Source organism: Oceanobacillus sp. Castelsardo, from assembly GCF_001659985.1.
GTDB lineage: Bacteria > Bacillota > Bacilli > Bacillales > Amphibacillaceae > Oceanobacillus.
The window spans coordinates 410,025-433,046 of record NZ_LYCS01000002.1 but is presented as its reverse complement, the minus strand read 5'-3'; the positions used below and the strand labels follow the sequence as shown (position 1 = coordinate 433,046).

Annotated in this window: 22 protein-coding genes; 15 read left to right on the top strand and 7 right to left on the bottom strand. The window is 34.9% G+C overall.

Features of this window, described 5'->3' with window-relative positions:
* The first annotated feature begins 3 nt into the window (after window positions 1–3).
* The 5 genes from iolC (at window position 4) to fba (ending at window position 5,923) form a co-directional block, all read left to right on the top strand.
* Window positions 4–987, top strand: coding sequence for a 5-dehydro-2-deoxygluconokinase (gene iolC / locus A9178_RS06235; protein ID WP_068673411.1), 984 nt, complete (start codon window positions 4–6; stop codon window positions 985–987).
* Between the two features lie 29 nt (window positions 988–1,016).
* Window positions 1,017–2,930 carry a 3D-(3,5/4)-trihydroxycyclohexane-1,2-dione acylhydrolase (decyclizing) gene (iolD, locus tag A9178_RS06230; RefSeq protein ID WP_068673409.1) on the top strand — a complete coding sequence of 638 codons (1,914 nt, stop codon included), beginning with the start codon at window positions 1,017–1,019 and terminating at the stop codon, window positions 2,928–2,930.
* Between the two features lie 87 nt (window positions 2,931–3,017).
* Window positions 3,018–3,923, top strand: coding sequence for a myo-inosose-2 dehydratase (gene iolE, locus A9178_RS06225; protein WP_068673407.1), 906 nt, complete (start codon window positions 3,018–3,020; stop codon window positions 3,921–3,923).
* Between the two features lie 253 nt (window positions 3,924–4,176).
* Window positions 4,177–5,031, top strand: coding sequence for a sugar phosphate isomerase/epimerase family protein (locus tag A9178_RS06220; RefSeq protein ID WP_068673405.1), 855 nt, complete (start codon window positions 4,177–4,179; stop codon window positions 5,029–5,031).
* A gap of 28 nt (window positions 5,032–5,059) precedes the next feature.
* Window positions 5,060–5,923 (top strand): class II fructose-1,6-bisphosphate aldolase, encoded by an 864-nt coding sequence (gene fba / locus A9178_RS06215; protein ID WP_068673403.1) that lies wholly within the window; start codon window positions 5,060–5,062, stop codon window positions 5,921–5,923.
* A gap of 248 nt (window positions 5,924–6,171) precedes the next feature.
* Here fba and A9178_RS06210 read toward each other — a convergent pair whose 3' ends face one another.
* The gene (locus tag A9178_RS06210; RefSeq protein WP_231889798.1) at window positions 6,172–6,558 is read right to left on the bottom strand and encodes a hypothetical protein; all 387 of its coding nucleotides are present in this window, start codon (window positions 6,556–6,558) and stop codon (window positions 6,172–6,174) included.
* 177 nt (window positions 6,559–6,735) lie between these two features.
* On the opposite strand from A9178_RS06210, the gene A9178_RS06205 reads away from it, so the two are divergent.
* The gene (locus tag A9178_RS06205; protein ID WP_068673400.1) at window positions 6,736–7,698 is read left to right on the top strand and encodes a DMT family transporter; all 963 of its coding nucleotides are present in this window, start codon (window positions 6,736–6,738) and stop codon (window positions 7,696–7,698) included.
* Window positions 7,699–8,657: 959 nt separating this feature from the next.
* Here A9178_RS06205 and A9178_RS06200 read toward each other — a convergent pair.
* From A9178_RS06200 to A9178_RS06190, 3 genes are all read right to left on the bottom strand, one after another.
* Window positions 8,658–9,923, bottom strand: a complete 1,266-nt coding sequence (locus tag A9178_RS06200) for a C40 family peptidase (RefSeq protein ID WP_231889797.1) — start codon at window positions 9,921–9,923, stop codon at window positions 8,658–8,660.
* A gap of 208 nt (window positions 9,924–10,131) precedes the next feature.
* The gene (locus A9178_RS06195; RefSeq protein ID WP_068673398.1) at window positions 10,132–11,331 is read right to left on the bottom strand and encodes a CynX/NimT family MFS transporter; all 1,200 of its coding nucleotides are present in this window, start codon (window positions 11,329–11,331) and stop codon (window positions 10,132–10,134) included.
* Between the two features lie 362 nt (window positions 11,332–11,693).
* Window positions 11,694–12,914: an EAL domain-containing protein gene (locus A9178_RS06190; protein WP_068673396.1), complete on the bottom strand. Its 1,221-nt coding sequence runs from the start codon at window positions 12,912–12,914 to the stop codon at window positions 11,694–11,696.
* A gap of 238 nt (window positions 12,915–13,152) precedes the next feature.
* Here A9178_RS06190 and purU point away from each other — a divergent pair, with 238 nt between their 5' ends.
* The 4 genes from purU (at window position 13,153) to yiaA (ending at window position 16,583) form a co-directional block, all read left to right on the top strand.
* Window positions 13,153–14,052, top strand: a complete 900-nt coding sequence (gene purU, locus A9178_RS06185) for a formyltetrahydrofolate deformylase (protein WP_068673394.1) — start codon at window positions 13,153–13,155, stop codon at window positions 14,050–14,052.
* Window positions 14,053–14,463: 411 nt separating this feature from the next.
* Entirely contained in the window at window positions 14,464–14,916 is a 453-nt protein-coding gene (locus A9178_RS06175) for a MarR family winged helix-turn-helix transcriptional regulator (protein WP_068673390.1), read from the top strand.
* 260 nt (window positions 14,917–15,176) lie between these two features.
* Window positions 15,177–15,788 carry an NAD(P)H:quinone oxidoreductase type IV gene (wrbA, locus tag A9178_RS06170; protein WP_068673645.1) on the top strand — a complete coding sequence of 204 codons (612 nt, stop codon included), beginning with the start codon at window positions 15,177–15,179 and terminating at the stop codon, window positions 15,786–15,788.
* 327 nt (window positions 15,789–16,115) lie between these two features.
* Window positions 16,116–16,583, top strand: coding sequence for an inner membrane protein YiaA (gene yiaA, locus A9178_RS06165; protein WP_068673643.1), 468 nt, complete (start codon window positions 16,116–16,118; stop codon window positions 16,581–16,583).
* A 305-nt stretch (window positions 16,584–16,888) separates the two neighbouring features.
* Here yiaA and A9178_RS06160 read toward each other — a convergent pair whose 3' ends face one another.
* Together A9178_RS06160 and cspD are read right to left on the bottom strand one after the other, a co-directional pair.
* Entirely contained in the window at window positions 16,889–17,281 is a 393-nt protein-coding gene (locus A9178_RS06160) for a ribonuclease HI family protein (RefSeq protein ID WP_068673388.1), read from the bottom strand.
* Between the two features lie 227 nt (window positions 17,282–17,508).
* Window positions 17,509–17,709 carry a cold-shock protein CspD gene (cspD, locus tag A9178_RS06155; RefSeq protein ID WP_068673386.1) on the bottom strand — a complete coding sequence of 67 codons (201 nt, stop codon included), beginning with the start codon at window positions 17,707–17,709 and terminating at the stop codon, window positions 17,509–17,511.
* 553 nt (window positions 17,710–18,262) lie between these two features.
* On the opposite strand from cspD, the gene metA reads away from it, so the two are divergent.
* The 5 genes from metA (at window position 18,263) to A9178_RS06135 (ending at window position 21,841) form a co-directional block, all read left to right on the top strand.
* Window positions 18,263–19,171, top strand: a complete 909-nt coding sequence (gene metA / locus A9178_RS06150) for a homoserine O-acetyltransferase MetA (RefSeq protein WP_068673383.1) — start codon at window positions 18,263–18,265, stop codon at window positions 19,169–19,171.
* Between the two features lie 137 nt (window positions 19,172–19,308).
* Entirely contained in the window at window positions 19,309–19,602 is a 294-nt protein-coding gene (locus A9178_RS06145; protein ID WP_197482158.1) for a DUF2187 family protein, read from the top strand.
* A gap of 259 nt (window positions 19,603–19,861) precedes the next feature.
* Window positions 19,862–19,993 carry a YuzL family protein gene (locus A9178_RS18585; protein WP_082918109.1) on the top strand — a complete coding sequence of 44 codons (132 nt, stop codon included), beginning with the start codon at window positions 19,862–19,864 and terminating at the stop codon, window positions 19,991–19,993.
* 503 nt (window positions 19,994–20,496) lie between these two features.
* Entirely contained in the window at window positions 20,497–21,153 is a 657-nt protein-coding gene (locus tag A9178_RS06140) for a hypothetical protein (RefSeq protein ID WP_068673381.1), read from the top strand.
* A gap of 43 nt (window positions 21,154–21,196) precedes the next feature.
* On the top strand, window positions 21,197–21,841 hold the full coding sequence (locus A9178_RS06135; RefSeq protein ID WP_068673379.1) for a hypothetical protein: 645 nt from the start codon (window positions 21,197–21,199) through the stop codon (window positions 21,839–21,841).
* A 171-nt stretch (window positions 21,842–22,012) separates the two neighbouring features.
* On the opposite strand, the gene corA is transcribed toward A9178_RS06135, so the two are convergent.
* Complete coding sequence (corA, locus tag A9178_RS06130; protein WP_068673377.1) at window positions 22,013–22,960, bottom strand: magnesium/cobalt transporter CorA; 948 nt, start codon at window positions 22,958–22,960, stop codon at window positions 22,013–22,015.
* Window positions 22,961–23,022 lie beyond the last annotated feature (62 nt).

Below are 23,022 nucleotides of genomic sequence, written 5' to 3'. Positions count from 1 at the left end.
ATAATGAGTATTGAATTCAACCAAGATAGAAACTATGACATAATTGCGATTGGTCGTGCATGTATCGACCTTAACGCTGCAGAATATAACCGTCCTATGGAAGAAACAATGACTTTCACAAAATATGTTGGTGGATCACCTGCTAACATTGCAATAGGGAGTTCTAAATTAGGTCTAAAAGCTGGATTTATCGGAAAAATCCCTAATGACCAACATGGTAATTTCATTAAGCAATACATGAGTGATGTAGGAATTGATACTTCCAATATGGTTGTGGATCAAGAAGGACATAAAGCTGGCCTTACTTTTACAGAAATATTAAGTCCAGAAGAATGCAGTATTTTAATGTATCGTGAAGATGTTGCTGACCTTTATTTAAATCCAGATGAAGTTAATGAAGATTACATTAAACAATCTAAAATTTTACTTGTTTCTGGTACAGCTCTAGCGAAAAGTCCTTCCCGTGAAGCAGTTATTAAAGCAGTTAGCTTAGCTAGAAAAAATGATGTCAAAGTTATTTTTGAGTTAGACTATCGTCCATATACTTGGGCTTCTAAAGAGGAAACAGCTATCTACTACTCATTAATTGCTGAACAATCCGATGTTGTAATCGGAACTCGCGATGAGTATGACATGATGGAAAACCTTGAAGAAGGCGAAGGGAATAACGAAGCTACTGTAAACAATCTATTTAAACATACTCCAGAGCTACTTGTCATTAAACATGGAGTAGATGGTTCTTATGCATATACAAAAGCTGGAGACGTGTACAGAGGTCTTGCATATAAGACTCAAGTATTAAAAACTTTCGGTGCTGGGGATTCTTATGCTTCTGCTTTCTTATACGCAATTGTCAATGGAAAAGACATTGAAACTGCATTGAAATTTGGTAGTGCATCCGCAGCTATCGTTGTTAGTAAACACAGCTCTTCAGAAGCAATGCCAACCGTTGAAGAAATCGAAAACTTAATTGCACAACAAGGCTAAATCTACAATGAAAGGTTGGATTTTAAATAATGGGTAAGAAAATTAGATTAACAACCGCTCAGGCTTTAGTTAAATTTTTAAATCAACAATATATCCATGTTGATGGGGAAGAGTATCCTTTCGTAGAGGGAGTCTTCAATATATTTGGACATGGTAATGTACTTGGTATCGGGCAAGCTCTTGAACAAGATGCTGGCCACTTAAAAGTAATCCAAGGTAAAAATGAACAAGGAATGGCCTTAGCAGCAGTTGCTTATAGTAAACAAATGTTGCGCCGTAAAATCTATGCAGTAACTACATCTGTGGGCCCTGGCTCTGCTAACTTAGTAACTGCAGCAGGTACAGCTTTAGCAAACAATATTCCTGTACTATTCTTACCGGGAGATACATTTGCAACAAGACAACCGGATCCGGTTTTACAACAGGTAGAACAGGAATACAGTGCAGCAATTACTACAAATGATGCCCTACAACCAGTTTCTAGGTATTGGGATCGTGTTACAAGACCGGAACAACTTATGTCTAGTTTAATCCGTGCGTTTGAAGTGATGACAAATCCTGCAACCGCTGGTCCTGTAACAGTCGCTATTTCCCAAGACGTAGAGGGAGAGGCATACGATTACGACGAAGCTTTCTTTAAGAAACGTGTACACTATTTAGACCGCAAAGCTCCGGTAGAAAGAGAGCTTGAGGGTGCAGTAGAACTTATTAAAGAAAGTAAAAAGCCACTTATTTTAGTTGGTGGCGGTGCAAAATACTCTGGAGCTCGTGAAATTCTAATGGAATTATCCGAAAAACATCATATTCCATTAGTAGAAACACAAGCAGGTAAATCCACGGTTGAAGCAACATTTAAGAATAATCTAGGTGGTATGGGTGTTACTGGTACGCTTTCTGCAAATAAAGCTGCAAAACAAGCTGACTTAATTATTGGTATTGGAACGAGATATACAGATTTTGCGACATCTTCTAAGACTGCCTTTGATTTTGATTGTGCCAAATTCTTGAATATTAATGTAAGTCGCATGCAATCTTATAAACTAGATGCCTTCCAAGTAGTAGCCGATGCGAAAATAGCCCTAGAACAATTGGCGCCATTATTAGAAGGATATGTTTCTGAGTTTGGAGACATCACCGCAGAACTTAAAGAAGAATGGTTAACAGAGCGCAGTCGTTTGGCAACCGTTGAATTTAACCGTGAATCTTTTGACCCAGAAATTAAAGGTCATTTCTCTCAAGAAATACTTAACGATTATGCGGATGCACTAGGTACAGAACTTGCACAAACAACTGCATTACTTGCTGTAAATGAAACGGTAGACCCTGATAGTAACGTTATTACATCTGCAGGATCATTGCCAGGAGATATGCAACGAATTTGGAATCCAGCCGTTCCTAATACGTACAGTGTAGAGTATGGTTATTCTTGTATGGGATATGAGGTTTCAGGTGCGTTAGGAATTAAACTGGCTGATCCTGATAAAGAAGTATATTCCTTTGTTGGAGATGGAAGTTTCCTAATGCTTCATTCCGAGCTTGTTACTTCTATTCAATATAACCAAAAGATTAATGTCGTGTTATTTGATAACTCTGGATTTGGATGCATTAATAACTTGCAAATGGGGAATGGAATGGGAACTTATTTCACTGAATTTAGAACCCATGATAATCAAATTATGAATATTGATTATGCAAAAGTTGCAGAAGGTTATGGTGCCAAAGTGTATCGTGTCCATACAGTTGAAGAACTTAAAGCTGCAATAGAAGATGCGAAAAAACAAACGGTTTCCACTTTAATTGAGATTAAGGTATTGCCTAAGACAATGACAGAGGGTTACGAGAACTGGTGGCACGTAGGTAATGCGGAAGTTTCCGAATCTGAAAGTGTTCAAAAAGCCTATGAAGAAAACCGGGAAATGCTTGAAAAGGCAAAGCAATACTAAATAAATAATAATACATCCGACAACGAATTCTTCGTTGTCGGAAACTTTATACTAGCTAAGAAATCTAACGTAAAGAGGCGAAGAACGATGACTAACAAGATACATTGGGGAATAGCACCTATTGGTTGGAGAAACGATGATATTCCCGAAATTGGTAAAGATAATACTTTAGGGCATTTATTAGGGGATATTGTAATTAGTGGATTTGAAGGAACAGAAGTTGGTGGTTTTTTCCCTGAACCTGATGTTTTAAACAAAGAAGTTCGCTTACGTAACCTTAAAATAGCAAGTAAATGGTTCTCTAGTTATATTATTCGCGATGGTATTGAAGAAGCATCAAAAGCATTTCATGAGCACTGTGATTACTTGCAAAAAGTGAACGCGGATGCAGCAGTTGTTTCTGAACAAACACATAGCGTTCAAGGACTAAGAGATACAGATGTTTTTGCTAATAAACCATATTTTACAGATAAAGAATGGGATCTATTATGTGAAGGTTTAAATGAACTAGGAAAAATTGCCGAACAATATAACCTAAAACTAGTATATCATCATCACATGGGAACTGGAGTACAAACATTAGAAGAAGTAGATCGTTTAATGGAGAATACGGATCCTAACCATGTCCATCTATTATATGATGCTGGTCATATTTTTGTTTCAGATGGTGATTATATGACACTATTGACTAAATATATGGATCGTATTAAGCACGTCCATTTTAAAGATGTTAGAGAAAATATAATGAAACAATGTAAAGAAGATGGTAAATCTTTCTTAGGTTCTTTTTTGGAAGGAATGTTCACCGTACCAGGGGATGGTATTATTGATTTTACGAAAATTTATCAATTTTTGATTGAGAACGATTACAAAGGATGGATTGTGATAGAAGCTGAACAAGATCCGGCTAAAGCCCATCCGCTAGAATATGCACTTAAGGCAAGAAAATATATTGATGAAAAATTACTTCGAAAAAATGTTGTAACTAACTAATCACAAATTCATCTTTTTGGCGTTTTTCATTACATTTTCCCGGTGTTGTTATCGTTTTAAATCATGACTCCACTGGGATTTATTTATAAATCTGGGTTTCCAAACATGTACAATGAAAGTTCCGAACATCTACAAGAATCCTCAACTATCGAAATACTAATAAAAGGCATTCGCCTACCTAATAAGTAAGCACGTAGTTTTCTAATAAATTATGCAAATTAGGATTTAGAAATATAAGGAAGAGGTGGAGAAGATGAAATTAGCCTACAATGTTGCAACAACGAAAGAAAATGCAACGTTAGAACAGGATTTGGAATTTTGTGAAAAGCATGGATTTGACTATGTTGAAATCCAAATGTGGAAGTTACCTGCTTATTTAGAAAAACATACCCTTGATGATTTAGCGGAGTTTTTCCGTACAAATCATTTAAAATTACTTTCACTAAATGCACTAGAGTTTTTTAACAATCGTTCTAAAGAAGACGAAGAACAAATTATTCAAACATTTAAAGAATGGCTCGAAATTGGGAAAAAATTAGGTGCACAGTATATTGTGGCGGTTCCTAACATTACGGAAGAAAAATTCCTTCATAAAGACATAAAGGATAGTTGTGTTGAACTGTTAAGGGAGTTCTCTGATTTAGCACGTCCATATGGTATAAAAGTAGCCTTTGAATTCATCGGTCATCCACAAGCTACCGTAAATACGTTTAAACAAGGTTATGAAATTGTACAGGAAGTAAATCGTGACAATGTTGGATTAGTACTAGATTGCTTCCACTTCCATGGTATGGGTTCCAGATTAGTAGATTTAAAACAGGCGGATGGCTCAAAAATCTTCCTTCTACACATCGATGATGCTGATGATTATCCAATTGGGATTGTACGAGATGAAGATCGTTGCTGGCCAGGGCATGGTGTAATTGATTTAGATGGAATTTTTTCTACCCTAAAAGAAATTGGATTCCATGGCGAGGTTTGTTCCATCGAACTGTTTAGACCGGAATATTATAAAATGAATCCCGAAGAAGTGATTAAATCCTCGAAAGAAACGATGGTAGATGTAATTTCTAAACACTATGAAATAGAGGAACCAATTAATCAATAATATCTAGTAAATGAGAGAAGTGATATAAATGTTTGTTTCTATGAAAGAGCTTCTTATTGAAGCAAAAAATAAATATGCTATTGGTCAATTTAATATGAATAATTTTCAATGGGTTCAGGCTATTTTAAAAGCAGCAGAAGAAGAAAAATCACCCGTTATCATCGCTTCCTCAGATAGAATCGTGGATTATTTAGGTGGTTTTCGCTTGGTTGCTTCAACTGTTGAAAAGATGATGAAAGAAATGAATATTACGGTACCAGTTGTGATGCATCTAGATCATGGTTTAAGTGTGGAAAGATGTAAAGAAGCAATCGATGCTGGATATAGTTCTGTTATGTTTGATGGCTCTAAATATTCGATTGAGCAAAATATCGTCATGACAAGTGAAGTTGTTGCATATGCAAGTAAAAAAGGTGTTTCGGTTGAAGCTGAAGTAGGTTCTGTAGGTGGAACAGAAGATGGTGTGACTGGTGGGGTAGAGTATGCTAGTCCACTAGAATGCGAGCGTTTAGTGAAAGAAGCAAAAGTAGACGCTTTAGCTGCAGCACTTGGGTCTGTACATGGTCCATATCAAGGAGAGCCTAAACTAGGTTTTGATGAGATGAGAGAAATCTCAGAGCTAACGGATGTTCCATTAGTACTGCACGGTGGTTCTGGTATTCCAGATTATCAAATTAAAAAATGTATTGAATTAGGACATGCTAAAATTAACGTAAATACCGAATGTAATGTAGCATGGGCAGATACGGTACGCCAAATACTTACAAATGACAAAGAGCTATATAACCCACAATCTATCCTAATACCTGCGATGGATGCTATAACTGAAGTGGTAAAAGAAAAAATGCAATTATTCGGATCCTCTAATAGAGTGAAACAATTGGTAGATTAATAGGATAGAGTAAAGAAGAGGATGACGGAATCCTCTTCTTTACTTTAATCGCATATAAACTAGAATTGCACAATTTTTAGAATGAGCATTTAACCGTAGTCTAATTCAGCATGCTCCGAGTAAATATTATAAATGGAAGATAAACTTTTGGACTAATAACTGCTAAAACCCGGTATGAGACTGAAAGGGGATTCGGCGAATTTCATAGGAATGAAATTTCACTTGCTTCCATTATTTCAAAGCAGCTTTTATAAAACTTCTTTTACCGTGATTGCTTTCGTATAACTATTTGTAAAACATCCTTCTATATCACTTCTTTTAATCAAACCCAATTCAATAGCGGCATGAATTTTTTCACTATCTGGTTTTTTTATTATTTGAATTAAATCATTCATTTTTAATTCTTCTAGTCTCTCCACTGTATCCTTCTCCACCCATTTTTCCGTTTTCCGAACCTGTCTTTGTAGTTTGAACTGTTCTCTGACTAACTCGCCTTTTTCATTTTCCCCAAACTCTTTATCAAAATATGTATGGAAAATCTTCTTTAATTGGTTTATTTCTACTTCGATTTTTTTCCTTACCTGATTTAATTCATAATATCTTTCTAACATTTCCTTTGTGATTAGTTCGTCCAACGTAAGCGCCCCCTTTGAAAAACAAATCCTTTGTCCCCAAAAAATAATAGTAAGCATTTTGTTAATAAATTCTATGGAGATGGATGAGAGAATATGCCAAGGTAATTAACTTTGGTTTAGTTGCCAGAAGATTATTCTTGTCCTATAATTGATATATTTGACTTAGGAGATGACATCATGAGAGGTATTTTTCAAAATAGATGGGCTGTTATTGGTATAGCAATCTTTTGTTCGATTTTATGGGGGAGTGCGTTTCCGGTACTAAAAGTTAGTTATGAAGAATTTCAGATGGCGCCGGATGATGTGATTTCTAAAATAGTATTTGCTGGAATGCGATTTTTACTTGCGGGACTGATTGTTTTAGCATTTCTATTATTTATGAAGCCGAAAAGTATCATCGTTACACGTAGACAATTTTTCATATTAATGATTTTAGGTATTATACAGACGGCATTACAATACTTTTTCTTTTATAACGGTCTTGCGAAAGTAACTGGGATGCAAGGGGCAATTTTAAATTCTAGTGGGACATTTTTAACTGTGATTCTTGCGCATTTTTTCTACGTAAATGATCGGATGAACTGGAAAAAGGCGTTTGGTTTACTAGCTGGTTTTCTTGGAATTATAGTTGCAAACTGGGGACAGGCATTTGAGTTTAGTTTTACTTTCACAGGCGAAGGGTATATGATTTTGTCTGGACTTACTAGTGCTATTGCTACCATAATGGCAAAAGAACTTGCAACAGGCATCCATCCTTTCGCTATTACAGGTTGGCAACTTTCATTAGGTGCGGTATTTCTACTCCTTGTTGGGGTTCCGAATCTAAGTGAGGGGGCAATGGTATTTACTCCGTTCGGTTGGGGATTATTTATCTACTCCGCATTGCTCTCATCCGTCGCTTTCGCATTATGGTATTCGATATTAAAATATAATAATGCTGGAGAAATCAGTATGTACAAGTTTATTGTGCCAGTGTCAGGAGCAATCCTATCAAGTATCTTCATACCAGGTGAACACCTAAACTTTTATACAGTTGCCGCACTAGCTCTAGTCGCGGTAGGTATTATGATAGTGAATTATAAAGGGAAGCAACACACGGAGAAAGAAAAGGAAAAACAAATCTTCGTGAAGGAACAATAGAAAAGAACGAATTATTTTTGTAGTTACTTTTGATGGAGAAAATCTATAAACAAATGATTTAGCATATCGGCATTGATATGCTATTTTTTTATATGATCATGGGTACTTTTCTCTATTTTATTTTGCTATTACATAGTTAATAGGAAATTTCGTTATCAGATAAATAGACAAATTTCTATTAATAATATTCAATATGTCGAGAAAAGGTTAAAAAAATAATAAAAGTAATTAATTTTTAGAATTCAATTGACAATTTTCTTTTATTTAATATAATAAAGATAGTAGGTAAAAAGAAGGAGGAATAACTTAATTATAAGTAGATGGATCTATGTTTTACTGATGTATATTAAAAAATTGACGAAATGGACAGTGTATTGCCTCATTTGCCTGAATGCCAGTATAGTACTGTGTTGAGTAAATGGACAATATTTCAGTATCATGACGTTACCTTGTTGTAACCGTCAAACCTCTGAATAAAAGTTTTCTACCAATAATCCACCGTTTACTCCTCTTTAACACTTTATTCTTGGTCTTCTTAGAACAGTTCCAGTCATAATATTTTTAGCATTTTACTTTCCTAACCTTATATCTAACTATTTCTAGGAACCTGTTTGATAAATATAATTCTTAAATATTTTCATATCATACTTATCCATCTAATAAATCCTTGAAAAAAGGGATTTAACTAGCTGATTCTTATTGAATTAGTTGTTATTAATATGCAATAAAAAGTACCTATTAGTTTACCTTAATCGAACTTCACCCGCGTTTGAGAGTGTTCCTAGATAGTTACCCCTTTTATCCTCTCATAAGCCCCCAGTCATAAGTGTAAAAGACGGCAGTACCATACTGTTGTCTCCTCATTAAATAAAAAAAGGCTGTCGACCTCCCGACAGCCTTTTTAATATTCAAATAGTATAAAACTATGTTTTTCGAAAACTTCAGTTCTTGCACTTTTTTTAATAAAAACGTTTAAAGCTATCGAAATGTTTACTCCAGTATGGATTATCTAAACTAACAATAGATACACCGGAACTTGTGCCAGCTTGAAGAAATTTATTATCACCAAGGTAGATTCCCATGTGAGAAATACCTGAACGATACGTTCCAGCAAAAAAGACTAGATCCCCAACTTGTGGGTTATTTACGTAATAAGATCGTTCGAAATAACCATCCGTTGAAAGACGATTTATTTTTTTACCAGCTTGATTGTATACGTAATAAATGAACCCACTACAGTCAAAACCACTAGTAGTAGTACCGCCCCATTTGTAAGGAATGCCAATTAAGCTTTTTCCAACACTAATTAGTTTGCTAACATCATAGTCTACATCTGCTTTTGCAGAAGAGCTTGTATTCGTACTTTGTGTGGAAACAGTTGGCTTCTCTTTCGTGGCACCAATACTTAATTTTTGTCCAATGTAAATCATATCAGATGATAAGCTATTCCACTTCTTAAGATTGGCTACACTAACTCCGTGCGCCTTTCCAATTTTAGATAAAGTATCTCCTGATTTAACCGTATATACAGTAGAGTTTTTTACTTCTTGTTTACTTGTCGATGATGTACTACTTGAAGAATTACTGTTACTAGATTTACCTGCTATGTTTAATTTTTGACCAACATAGATTAAATCAGAACTTAGATTATTCCATTTCTTTAAATTTGCAACAGAAACATTATATTTCGCGCCAATCTTAGAAAGCGAGTCTCCAGCTACAACGGAATAAACAGTAGAAGAACTGACTGATGTTTCTTTTTTCTCACTTGTTTTCGTGTCTTGTACCGACTGATTAGAAGCTTGTTTACTTACAGTTAGCACATTTCCAGGGAATATAAGAGTAGTATCTAATCCATTCCACTTCATTAAGTTGGTAAGGGATATGTTATGTTTTGACGCAATTCCACTTAATGTGTCACCAGCTTTAACTGTGTATGTATTAGATGTGTTATTTTGCTTTTCTTGTTTTTTCGATGTGTTTTCCTTGGCTGCAGTACTGGTTGAACCTGTTTCTAGTACTTGATTTGGATGAATCAAATCCGAGTTTAAGTTATTTATCTTTTTCAAATTCGTTACGGTTGTATTGTGCTTTTGGGCAATACTCCAAAGTGAATCTCCGCTTTGTACCTTATATGATGCTGCTTCAACTTGATCTGCTCCGACCAAAGCCGATGCAATTGCTGCACCTGCTGTAACCGACATGATTACTTTTTTATTCGCCAATGTTCACTTTCCTCCTACTAAACTTGTCAATATTAAATCTATTATACCATTTTTTTCTAAAAATAATAGAATTTCATAGGAGAATCTAGTATAAAAATTGGTTGAAAAGTAGAATTATAGTTTAAGATGTTACACTGGCTGTGAGAGAAGAATCTAAAAAAGAGATAATAAAAAAGGAATCAACTGATGATTCCTTTCAATTAAAAAATTATACATATTTATCGCGGCCAGCACCAAGTCCAAATATAAGAACAATCACAGCGTCTATTAATATGACAATTGAAGGTAGTGTCCATCCATCAGAAATATCATGAAGAAAACCGATTAAAAATGGTCCCGTCGCGGCAAGTAGATAACCAAGTGTTTGAGCCATTCCAGACAATTCCGCTGCTTCTAATGCTGTTCTAGCTCGGAGCCCGATTAAGGTTAATGCTAGTGAGAAGGCCCCAGCCAACGTAAATCCAATAAAAATACAACTAATAACCATCATTGTAGTTGTCGTACCTAATAAAAGTCCACCATAACCAAGAAACGAACTAATAATTAAAGCAATAACAACTCCTTGTTGATTGCGAAACTTTTCAGCAATAACTGGAACGAGAAAACTTGCAGGAAGTCCAATAAACTGTGTGAAAGATAACATCCACCCCGCTGTAGCCATGCTAATTCCTTGATCATTTAAAATGGTAGGTAACCATGAGATTGTTGAGTAAAATAAAAAAGACTGAGTACCCATAAAAATAGCAACTTGCCAAGCTAGGGGAGATTTCCACATTTTTTTATTCGTACGGATAAACTTTCTTTCCATATGCTGGTCGGTATTTCCCTTTCGTGCCAAATAGAAAATCACAAATAGTGCAAGAAACGTAGGTATTCCCCATATAAATAATGCTACTTTCCAACCAAGTTCTAATCCATCCGCGATCGGAACGCTTAGGCCAGAAGCAGCTGCAGCAATTATTCCCATAGCTGTTGTATATAAACTAGTCATTAATCCTATTTTATAAGGGAACTTATCTTTTATAAAACTGGGTAGTAATACATTTAATATCGCTATTCCTAGTCCTACTAACAAAGTTCCTGAAAAAAGAAGGAAAACGATAGAATTGGAACGGATGCTAATTCCGATAAATAACATGAGTAATCCAATTAACATTGCCCATTCATTAGATAGTCGATTTGCTAGACTTGGTGCTAACGGTGACATGATGGCAAATGCGATGACTGGTAAGCTAGTTAATAACCCAGCGCTAGAGCTTGATAATCCAACATCTGCTTGAATAGAACCGATAATGGGTCCAACAGAGGTAATTGCAGGTCTTAAATTGAAAGCGATTAAAAAGATTCCGCTAATTAGTAAAAATGAATACACCTTATTGTTCTGTTTTTTTGAACGTTCTATCTCCATCCCATAAACTCCTTTCACATATAGTAAGAGAAAAGGATTCGTCCGGCTCCAGCGCCCAGTGACTAGTAGACTTCCTTCACCTCCGTACGATAAAGGAGACTTGCCGATTGGTGAAACCAGAGGCTTAGTCGCACTTATACCCTTGCGGTGAAAGTCAACATCCGCTCAAACTTAAGGAAGGTCGACTAAAACCGGCCTTTGCGGCCAACGTCGACATACCCCTATGAAGGGGCATGTTTCCTTTATCTCCTACGGTAGAGGAATGTCCGATTAAAACCGCCGCTTTGCGCGGCAACATCGGACCACCTGGCATGGCCAAGCGCAGTCTATACGTCACTAAACGGGCGCTTACGCCTTTGTGCTTACAACAGCCCTTCTTGTTCAAATAAATAATCATACGGTATATCTATAAAAATATATTTATTTTCGGAGAGCGGATAAGAATAGGTCCGAATTTGTTCATTTCGTTTAATGTCTGTGTACAAGTTGGAAAGGATTCCTTTTTTCTCTACATTCATTCGTGCAATACTTTCAAAAAAGTAAGGACGCCAACTCCAGTTTTTCTGTCTACCTTCTGGATTTAACTCCCAATCACCTTCATGATTTTTTTCAGCGTTAGAAGATAATTGGATTCCTTCATCACTACAAATATATACACGGAAAGCGAAAGGATTACAAGAATTTCCAATGGTAAAAATAATTTCATCATGTGGCGCATTTGGATTTATATCCTGCAAGGTTTGCTTGAATAATTGCTGAATGTTTTTGGAAAGTTGTAATTGAGCTTTCACTTTTTTCTTTTCATATTTAACAAATAGCTGAAAATCTTTTTCTATTATATCCTTATACGTATCAATGTCTACAAATTGTGGATTTGAATTTGCCAAGTAACGGCCTTGATAATATCTACCACCATTTCTCCACGCATAATTAAATTGATTATACGTAGTGATCCCTTTAAAAAGTAAAGTAGCTCCCATTTTATGTGCTAACATGGAGATGGAATAATGAACATCGTTATATAAATGTGGTAATGCATCGTCCTTTAAAAAGCTGACATCAATTTTAATTATATTTGGTTCGATATAAGTAAGTTTATCCAAATTTCCACTCGTTTTTCCAACATCATCAAAAGCGATTTGGATTCCTAATGTTTTTATATACTTAAATAATGAGTTAAGAGAATATATTTCTTCTGTTATTTGTTTTTCCTTTAATTCCAGAACAATGTTCCTTAGATCAAGCCCTTTCCTTTCGTAGGATTGTAAGAGTGAAAGTATCGTCTCACCATCGTCCTCATAGAGTAGTTGTGCATCATAACCTAAAAATAGAAGGACAGTTTTGTCAGTTTCTATATAATAATCTAGTGCTTTTTGTTGGATGCAAGTAGTCACTTCTAATCGGAAATCATTTGGGATAGAAGTATCTTTGAAAAACCAATCTAAACGTTGTTGTTCACCTTCCTCCGTTAAGTAATAAGCTTTTAGTTCATAGCCAATTACTTTACGAGTATCTGCACTTACAATAGGTTGATAATATGGAATAACATGGTCTAAATTCATCATGATATCTAATGGATCCACTTCTAGCACTCCCATCACTGACAACAATTTAATAAATATTATAACAAATATAAAGAGCAGCGTCTTGACTGGAGAACGAGAATTTCTTAAAGTAGTAGTAGAAAGCGTTTTTTTAAGTAGGAAAGTATAAAGCTTTTTTCCTTCATAAGTATAACTAAGCCATTCGCCAGCTTAATCGCGAGCGAATGACAAGTTTTCTAACGCTATCGAGTATTCGGAAAATGATGAGGTATTTAGTATGAATAGTTATATGCAAGATAGAATTATAGGATTTACAGAAAAAAATGAAAATAAAGCTCGCTTTTTAATTAAATGTCCCGATCAGCCCGGTATCGTTTCCGCTGTTTCGGAATTTTTATTTAAACATGGAGCGAATATTATTGAATCCGATCAATATACAATGGATCCAGAGGGTGGGCAATTTTTCATGCGAATTGAATTTGAATGTCCTAACCTTTTGGAAAATGCAAAAAAACTGGAAGAAGATTTTCAACCAATTGCGGATAAATTTCATATGGACTGGAGAATTATGTATGTCCGTCAATTGAAGAATATGGCGATATTCGTATCGAAGGAACCACATTGCTTACTAGAATTATTATGGGAATACCAAAGTGGGGATTTAATGGCTAATATCTCGTTAGTAATTAGTAACCATGATACATGTCGTGAAATGGTGGAATCCCTTGGAATTCCTTTTTACCACATTCCTGCGAATAAAGACATTCGACAAGAGGTAGAAGAAAAACAGAAGCAATTATTAAAAGAGTATAATGTAGATTTAATCGTTCTAGCTCGCTACATGCAAATTCTAACAGATGATTTTGTGAAGGATTTTAAAAACCAAATTATCAATATTCATCATTCCTTCTTACCGGCATTTATTGGTGCTAAACCGTACGAACGTGCATATGCTCGAGGGGTAAAGATGATTGGTGCCACTTCTCATTATGTAACAGGTGATCTGGACGAAGGGCCTATCATTGAGCAAAATATTGGTCGAGTCAATCATCGTGATAATGCAAGCGATATGAAGAAAATTGGGCAATCGATTGAACGAAGTGTATTAGCAAGTGCGGTAAAATGGCATTTGGAAGATCGTATTATTGTCCATGAGAATAAAACGATTGTATTTTAAATAAAGAACATCTAAGCAGTTCAATTCAATTTGAGTCGGACTGCTTATTATTTTTACAGAATTATAATGTATTAGGTAGGAGATGCCAATATGATTAGAAAAAGCATCAGATATCCGTTGGTCTATTTCGTAGTTTATACTGTTTGGCAGTTAATCACTGATAAAAAAGTTAATTGGTTAGATAATATGGGTGTTTGCTTTATAATGTTCCTGCTTATGCTTTTCTATAATTGGACGAAGATACCTTATGAATGGGAGAAAGATAAAAAATAAAATCATTAAGATAGGAAATACGCTGGTGAAGTAGGATAAAGTAATACCGAGTACGATAGTCTTACCATAGTTGACAAACCAAAGTTACTAATTATATAATTATTTCGAATTAGAGATATATGTAGGAGATGACTACTCATGAAGGATCAGAACAACCTTCAACAAGAAGATCTATCTCTAAAGTTATTCGTTGTTTTAAATCGAACTTTAGATTCAATCAAAAATCGTGTTGAAGAGGATATAAGATGTTTAGGATTAAACCCAACTGAATTTGCTGTCCTTGAATTAATATACAACAAAGGTGATCAACCAATACAAAAAATTGGTGAAAAGGTATTAATTGCAAGTAGTAGTACTACGTATGTAGTAGATAAGTTGGAGAAGAAAGGATTAATAAAGAGAAATCCTTGTCCAACAGATCGTCGAATCACCTATGCGGGATTAACACCAGATGGTAAGGATTTAATGGATGAAATCTTTCCTAAACATAAAACTACAATTCAACAAATTCTAGCAGGTTTAGATGTCAATGAAAAAGAGACCATGATCCAACAATTAAAAAAATTAGGATACTATGCTAAAGGTGTCTAATTTTTTTATCAATTATCTCATGTTCGTAATTTATTAATTAAAGAAATAAGCATTGAAAATCAATATAAATCCATCTCAAATATTACAAAACTTAGAAATATGAGTTTGATATATATTATTTCTGTCTATCGGGAATAATGGGACAGTAAAGCATTGTGAACACATTTCAATGGAGGAGGTTCTTATAGGAATTTTTAATAAAAGAGATGTATGGGTTTGGATTAGATAAATTATTTAGAAAAACAAAGGAGAATGAAAATATGTCAAATGTTAAATTAGCAGTAGTTTTTTATTCAATGGGTGGAACAAACTATCAAATGTCTAAATGGGCAAAAGAAGGAGCAGAAGCAGCAGGTGCGGAAGTTCGCTTATTAAAAGTTCAAGAGTTAGCTCCGGATTCAGTAGTTGAAGCAAATGAAGGTTGGAAAGCAACAGTAGATGCTACAAAAGATGTTCCAGTAGCAACTTCCGATGATTTGGAATGGGCAGATGCCATCATCTTTAGTGTACCTACACGATTCGGAAATATGGCATCCCAAATGAAACAGTTCCTTGATCTTCAAGGTGGACTTTGGGCAACTGGTAAGACAGTAAATAAAGTGGTAAGTGCAATGACCTCGGCACAAAACCCACACGGTGGTCAAGAAGCAACATTATTATCTCTATACACTTCCATGATGCACTGGGGAGCGATTATCGCGACTCCTGGGTATACAGATCCGGTACTATTTGGAGCAGGTGGAAATCCATATGGAACGAGTGTAACAGTAGACCAAGATGGTAAAATGGTGGAAGATGTGGAAGCGGCTGTGAAACATCAAGCTAAACGTACTATTACTATTGCAGAATGGGTTAAAAATGGAAATCAATAATTAATTAAATTTTTAATGCATGAATAATAGAATAACATAACATTGTAGAAGCCTGATAAACGTGAGTTATCAGGCTTTTCGTATTTGGATGGGAAGAAAAAGCGCACTTTATAATAGAAAATTGGTTTAAAGCATTAAGGATAATAAAAATTAAATATAAAATTATCTTATATTTGTATTGATTTTCTATATAATGGTTTTAGGTGGAGCACGAAAATGTATAGGTAGTGTTCCGATTCTATTCCATATTTGCATATTGGATGTTTAATTAAAATGTGGAATGAGAACGACCATTTATTAAATATAAAAAATGGAGGTGGCTATTTAATGGAAAGGGAAAATGAAGAATTATTAAATAAAGAAAACGTTTCAAAGATAAAGGAGGAAAGAAGAGAAGGGGAACCGACCTCTGCGTTCAAAGGAGCGTCTTGGGCAGCACTGTTAATAGGTGTTGCAGCTTATCTAATTGGCTTATTCAATGCTGAGGCAATGCAACTGAATGAAAAGGGTTATTACTTCGCAGTTTTAGTGTTCGGACTTTATGCAGCGGTATCCTTACAAAAAGCAGTAAGGGATAAAGATGAGGGAATACCAGTTACTACTATTTACTATGGTATTAGTTGGTTGGCACTCATTATCTCGATTGCATTAATTGGTATTGGACTCTTCAATGCAGGAAGTATGGTTTTAAGTGAGAAGGGATTTTACGGAATGGCATTTGTTCTCAGCATATTTGCCGCTATTACGGTTCAAAAAAATATTAGAGATACACAGAGAGCAAGAGATAGAGATTGATATTTTGATTGTAAAATATAAAAAAGGAGTGATTATTCAATAAGGATAGTCGCTCTATAATTGATTTTAAGGATTAATAGGCAGTATCCAAATATAGGAGCTGCCCATAAATTCTTAAAATATAGAAGAAAAAACTTCCACATATTTTCTTTCTTACAATTTTTAATAATATTTTCGTTCATATGCATGGCCATGTAGTTTAGGTGAATCTATATCTTTGCCAATTTTGCCTTAAAGAATTTAACCAACCTTATTAAGATGAGATGTAATTCTTAACAGAAAAAAATAGTCAAAGAAGAAACATCCTACTTCTGATCCTGAATCGCTTTTCTAGCTAACCTATCAGCATTTCCATTCTGTTTTTCTGGTATCCATTTAATAAAAACATAAGGAAAATGAGTGGATAATTCTCTAACTTTTTCTAATAGGGGTAGAAATGTTTTGTTTTTTGTATAGTCACGGTCAATGGCATTCACAACAATTTGGGAATCCGACCGAAAGGATAAAATTTCACCAGAATATTCATCCTTACAGATTTCCAAAGCTTTTATAACAGCAAAAAACTCGGCCTCGTGATTCGATAAATTCCCTAACGGTATTGCATATTCAAATTGCTTTTTATTTGCTTTTATATAAATTCCTGCCCCACTAGGTCCAGGATTCCCGCTAGATGCTCCGTCCGTATATATTTCTATCAATTTTTCACCCTCCTCTGAATGGCTGGTTACTAAAAATATAATATGAACAGAAGTAAATGTCGAACAAAAGAGCAAAAAAGCAGGAAGGAAGTCTTATGCTGCCTTATTTCTGGAGTAGGACGTGGCTAATTTCACTGTAAAATTATTAACTATTAGTTATTCTTTATAACCTTCTATACAATAAAAAAAGCTCTTCTCAATATTGAGAAGAGCTTTCAGGTGGCAACTTAAAGTTTTACAACGTTAGCTGCTTGTGGTCCACGGTTACCTTCTTCGATATCGAAAGAAACTTCTTGACCTTCTTCTAAAGTTTTGAAACCTTCGCCTTGGATTGCTGAGAAGTGTACGAATACGTCGTCTCCGCCTTCAACTTCGATGAATCCAAAACCTTTTTCTGCGTTAAACCATTTTACTGAACCTTTGTTCATAAGAAAATTCCTCCATGTGCTCACGGCACGTTTATTACTAATTTCTGTTCTAGATAACCAAGACCATAACTACTTTAGAGAAGTTATTACTAGTGCTTGGCAGAAGGAAAGTATAAACTTTCTTCCTGCATAAGTGCAACTAAGACCTTCACCTGGCGAAGGCCAAGTTTTCAAATATTGCACACGAACATCAATAAGTTAATATTAGTATATCACAACCTTATATATAAATATACATAAATAAATAAAATATTTTTCAGAAATATATGGAAGAAGTTTTATTTACTAGTGTTCACTTTATTTACGAATACCTATTGTTTTTCCTATTTATTTTCCTAAAGTGCATATTCAGGTTTTCTAAAGGGGATAAAGGTTTTAGGAGATGTAAATATTTGGCTAGCACTTTTCATCTTTACTTTTATTTGTTGTTATTAAATACATGTGAAAATATTTTTCGACAAAAATGTTTAGTTTTCGAAGGGTGACATGGAGCTACTTTAAATTTATAATGGTATATAACATTCAGATAACTTTGGGAAGGGAGAAATGTTCGTTGCCGATTAATATACCAAAAGAATTGCCAGCCCGCGAACTATTAAACCAAGAAAAAATATTTGTTATGGATGAGGATAGAGCGCTTACGCAAGATATCCGACCACTTAATATATTAATTTTAAATTTAATGCCTGAAAAGGAAAAAACAGAATTACAGTTACTCCGACTATTAGGTAATACGCCCTTACAGGTGAATATTAGTTTTTTAAGGACAGCGACTCATCGCTCTACACATGTGAGTAGTTATCACTTGGATTCCTTTTATACAACATTTGAAAAGGTAAAAAATAATCGATATGACGGATTAATTATAACCGGTGCCCCAATTGAGCATCTGGAATTTGAAGAAGTGAACTACTGGAATGAACTAACTCAAATTATGGATTGGGCAAAGGAAAATGTTACATCTACATTGAATATTTGTTGGGGAGCACAGGCATCATTGTACTATCATTACGGAATTGAGAAATATCAATTGCCTAAGAAATGTTTCGGGATATTTGAACATACGATAGCAGATCCTACTGTAAAATTAGTGAGAGGGTTTGATGAAGTATTTCAGGCTCCGCATTCTCGACATACAGGCAATTTGAAAGTAGCGATACAATCACATCCGGATTTATTTTTACTTTCGAAATCGGAGGAAGATGCACCATTTATCATTATGTCAAAAGATGCAAAAAACATTATGATAACGGGACATTTGGAATATGACGCAACAACGCTATTAGACGAATATCACCGTGACTTGGAACGCGGACAAGATATAGATATTCCTGTCAACTATTTTCCAAACGATGACGTTAATGAACGACCACTACATACTTGGAGGTCACATAGTCATTTGCTTTTCTCTAATTGGTTAAATTACTATGTATACCAACAAACACCATACGTGTGGAAATAAAAGAATATAAGTTCTGTTTTTCTCATAGGATGATAGTACCCATTAGTGTGAAATTTAAATTGAAAACTTAGGTGCAGTTAAAATATTAAGCGAGTAAAAGACAAAACAATTAAAGGGCATTATTGCAAAGGGATGATTTGGTAAAAAATACAAAGGGAAAAAGGGTGAATGATGTGGAGAAAGTAAAAAGGAGAAAGATAGAAGTATTTCAGGGGGATAAAGAAAAAGCAAGTCCTGGGGATATCGTTCAGTTTTTACGACATAATATTATTTTGGAAGGAATTACATTACCTTCTAATGCGGAAAATAGTATCATCGTTGATTTGTCTTCAACAAGCCTCAAGGTATTAGAGGAAATAAATCATGGTTATTCTAATACAGTAGTGGCACATCATAAGTATCGCGTTGTTGAAAAGGCTAATGAAAAGTAACTGGTTAAAGCCTGTCTAATACAATTATTATTTTATCTACGCGGCGTTACTAAAACTCCCTCCTCTACAGGCGGGAGATAAGTGCCGCCAAGCTTCGAAATAAGGGCGACTAAGATTCAGGTGGAGTTAACTCCACCTGAACCAAGTCTTCTTTATCAAGACGATCCAAAAAAGTGGATTGTCTTTTTTATATGGGAAGTTTTTTACTGGTAACATAACAAAATAATTATAAGGAACACTAACAATGGAGGTGATTATTATGTCGAAAAAGAAAGTTAATCCTTTAACACACGGTTTAGGTTCACCAGAAGTAGAAGGCCAAGGGACAACAAATAGGGAAACTGGAAGGAAAAAGGCGGATTCTTCCAGAAAGAAACAGAAACGTTTTTAACGTTTTAGTATTAAATATTTCATAGGGGCTGGGACAAAAGTATTTTAACCACTTGAAAACCGACATGATTGAGCGAATAATGGCTCCGGAAATATACTTCGCTTTCACTTCAGTACAGGGGCGACACCTGCTCGAAAAAAACCTCGCAGTGTCTACCTTGCCGCGGGTGGCTGGTGAGCCTCCTTGCGCTATCGCACTGCTGTGTCTCACCTAGGCCTTTCCTCCCGCAGGACAAGGAAAGCTACGTCAGCGATACATTCGCACGAAGAAAATGCGAATTTCAAGGGGTCTACGTATATTTCCTGCGCTTAGATAGCGAATTGTCGAATTGTTCATCTTTAGGGTTAAACACTTTAGTTATGTCCCAGCCTCTATGAATTTACGTAAGAATGTGGTCTTTTATTACCAAAACAAATATATGGAAAAACTTAGGGATACATGTAAAATAGTATAATAGTAACGGGTTATTGAATTATTTGATTAAAAATATAGGAGGACTATTTATGAAAAAATTAACCTACATGCTACTTGTACTATTGATTACTTTTCTTGCTGCATGTTCATCAGATGGATCAGCAGATAACACTAATGAGAGTAATAAAACAATAGAACAAAAGCAAGACGAGACGGAAGAAAAAGGAGTTAATGTTGACAAAGGCCTTTTAAATGTAGAAGTAACTTTACCGGCAGCATTTTTTGAAGGACAAGATATAGAAGAGGTTATTGCTGAAGCTGAAGAAGAGGGAGTAAAGGAAGTCACTAAAAATGAAGATGGTTCACTTACTTATAAAATGTCTAAATCCGAACACAAAAAAATGATAAGTGAAATGGGAACTTCTATCACGAAAACAATTGAAGACATGAAAAATAGCGGAGATTATGTATCCATAAAAGAGATTACATATAATGATTCATTTTCAGAGTTTACATTGGTTGTGGATAAGGAATCCTTTGAAAATAGTTTTGACGGATTTGCTGTATTTGGGCTAGGTATACAAGGTTCGATGTATCAACTATTTAACGGTGCGAATCCGGAAAATTATCAGGTAACTATATCAGTGAAAGATGAAGCAACTCAAGAAGTGTTCTCTGAAGTCGTTTATCCTGATGCTTTAGAGGAAATGGAGGAAACTGAAGAAACTGAAGAAACAGCAGAGTAAAGTAAATTGAAAGATTGGTGTTTTTTAAAAAGGAGGAAGCAAATTGAAAAAAGGTTTCAAATTGTTTGTATTTGGATTATTAACGGTCGTTTTTCTTGTGGCATGTGGACAAGGTACGAAGGATATCGAAGTGAAGGAGGAAGGGGAGCAGCAAGGTGAAACTACACAGCAAAAAGAAACGGCTCAACCTGAAGAACTAGAAGAGGAGACACAATCTAAACTTGGTTCCAGAACAAATCCTGTACCTTTGCAGAAAACCGCAACTGTGAGCGATGAGTTATATGATGATGAGGGTAATGCTTACGCAATTAAGTTTGATTTAACGGTAACAGAGGTTCTTCGTGGGGATGAAGCTTATCAAAAGTTAGTATCTATGAATGAATTTAATGAAAAAGCTCCAGAAGGATATGAATGGGTATTAGCAAAAACCAAAGTGAATTTTAATGAATCTGAAACAGAAGACTTATCCTTTCATATAGATGGAATTATGAATTTTGAAATGGTAAGTGGAAGTGGAGATATTTATAGTGGGGATGTATATGGAACAACAGAGCCTGATTTTAGCTTTGAAATGTACGTAGGAAATGAAAAAGAAGGTTATATATCCGGTTTAGTGAAATCTGGAGAAAAGGCACAACTTCGCTATGAAGAAATGTTAGGTGGACATGTTTTCTTTAATTTACAGTAACTGCCTCAAAAAGGATGTTTATTCCAACGTAACATTCGTATATTATAATGGATGTTGTGATTATCAATTGCAATCATTAAAAAATCGCAAAACGACTACAAATTGCATAACGATTTGTAGTCGTTTTTTTATTACATTTACTCACTTCAAACTTTTTCCCTGTATCTTTCCCTAAAACCACCCTTTTTTTCTAAACCATAATATCATCAAAATGGTTAAAGCTATCATTACCCCGATAACGATAAAATAGCCGTAATTCCATTCAAGTTCCGGCATATTTATAAAATTCATTCCATAAATTCCTGCGATAAAGGTTAATGGTGCAAAAATAGAAGTGATGACAGTCAAGATTTGGATTACTTGATTTTGTTGATAGGAGTTAATAGAAATAAAATTATCGCGAATATCGTTCGTAACGTCTCGATTTGAATCCACCATTTCAGAGAGCTTGAGTAAATGGTCATAAATGTCCATAAAGTATTCTCTCCTACTCTTAATACCTTCAAGATGATGAGAATTTAATATACGATATAGCAAATCACGAATTGGATTAATTGTATGCCGTAATTTGAGGAGTTCATGCCTTAAATCAAATAATCGATCTAATAAAATATCCATTCCCAGTTTATGAGGATTTTCTTCCACATCATTAATTTCTTCTTCTAATTGGTAAATAATCGGGAAGAAGTTATCTACCACCTTATCGAATATTTCGTAAAAGATACGGAATTCATCCCAATTATCAAGCTTTTCTTGTTTAATTAAGTTATTCCAGACAAAATTAACTTCTTCCAAATCAGATAAGTGAAAGGTTACAATAAAGTGTTCACCAAGAAAGAAGTCAATTTCATGTTGATTGAATTTCGTTTCACCAACTGCATGGGTGATGACTAATGAAAAATCATCATAATAGTCCATTTTGGAACGTTGTTGGCCATGGATACAATCTTCTATAGCAAGTGGATGGAAATTAAGTACAGATTTTAATTTATCAATTTCCTCTTTAGAGGGCATATTAAAATCAATCCACCACCATTTATATTTATGGGAATCGAAGTTATCTAAATCCCTTTCTAAAATTCTTTTATTTTCAGAAGTTACAGCCAAAATCTGAATCATAGTAAAATTCCCCTCTAATAAGAATTCGTCTACATTTTCCCACTATACCCTTAAAGACCATT

What these genes read in the sequence shown, in the direction of transcription:
- wrbA (WP_068673645.1), top strand. Translation starts at nt 15,177, where the DNA reads ATGTCAAATGTTAAATTAGCAGTAGTTTTTTATTCAATGGGTGGAACA.
- A9178_RS06220 (WP_068673405.1), top strand. Translation starts at nt 4,177, where the DNA reads ATGAAATTAGCCTACAATGTTGCAACAACGAAAGAAAATGCAACGTTA.
- A9178_RS06140 (WP_068673381.1), top strand. Translation starts at nt 20,497, where the DNA reads ATGAAAAAATTAACCTACATGCTACTTGTACTATTGATTACTTTTCTT.
- iolD (WP_068673409.1), top strand. Translation starts at nt 1,017, where the DNA reads ATGGGTAAGAAAATTAGATTAACAACCGCTCAGGCTTTAGTTAAATTT.
- corA (WP_068673377.1), bottom strand. Translation starts at nt 22,960, where the DNA reads ATGATTCAGATTTTGGCTGTAACTTCTGAAAATAAAAGAATTTTAGAA.
- A9178_RS18585 (WP_082918109.1), top strand. Translation starts at nt 19,862, where the DNA reads ATGTCGAAAAAGAAAGTTAATCCTTTAACACACGGTTTAGGTTCACCA.
- purU (WP_068673394.1), top strand. Translation starts at nt 13,153, where the DNA reads ATGAATAGTTATATGCAAGATAGAATTATAGGATTTACAGAAAAAAAT.
- yiaA (WP_068673643.1), top strand. Translation starts at nt 16,116, where the DNA reads ATGGAAAGGGAAAATGAAGAATTATTAAATAAAGAAAACGTTTCAAAG.
- fba (WP_068673403.1), top strand. Translation starts at nt 5,060, where the DNA reads ATGTTTGTTTCTATGAAAGAGCTTCTTATTGAAGCAAAAAATAAATAT.
- iolE (WP_068673407.1), top strand. Translation starts at nt 3,018, where the DNA reads ATGACTAACAAGATACATTGGGGAATAGCACCTATTGGTTGGAGAAAC.
- A9178_RS06205 (WP_068673400.1), top strand. Translation starts at nt 6,736, where the DNA reads ATGAGAGGTATTTTTCAAAATAGATGGGCTGTTATTGGTATAGCAATC.
- A9178_RS06175 (WP_068673390.1), top strand. Translation starts at nt 14,464, where the DNA reads ATGAAGGATCAGAACAACCTTCAACAAGAAGATCTATCTCTAAAGTTA.
- iolC (WP_068673411.1), top strand. Translation starts at nt 4, where the DNA reads ATGAGTATTGAATTCAACCAAGATAGAAACTATGACATAATTGCGATT.
- A9178_RS06195 (WP_068673398.1), bottom strand. Translation starts at nt 11,331, where the DNA reads ATGGAGATAGAACGTTCAAAAAAACAGAACAATAAGGTGTATTCATTT.
- cspD (WP_068673386.1), bottom strand. Translation starts at nt 17,709, where the DNA reads ATGAACAAAGGTTCAGTAAAATGGTTTAACGCAGAAAAAGGTTTTGGA.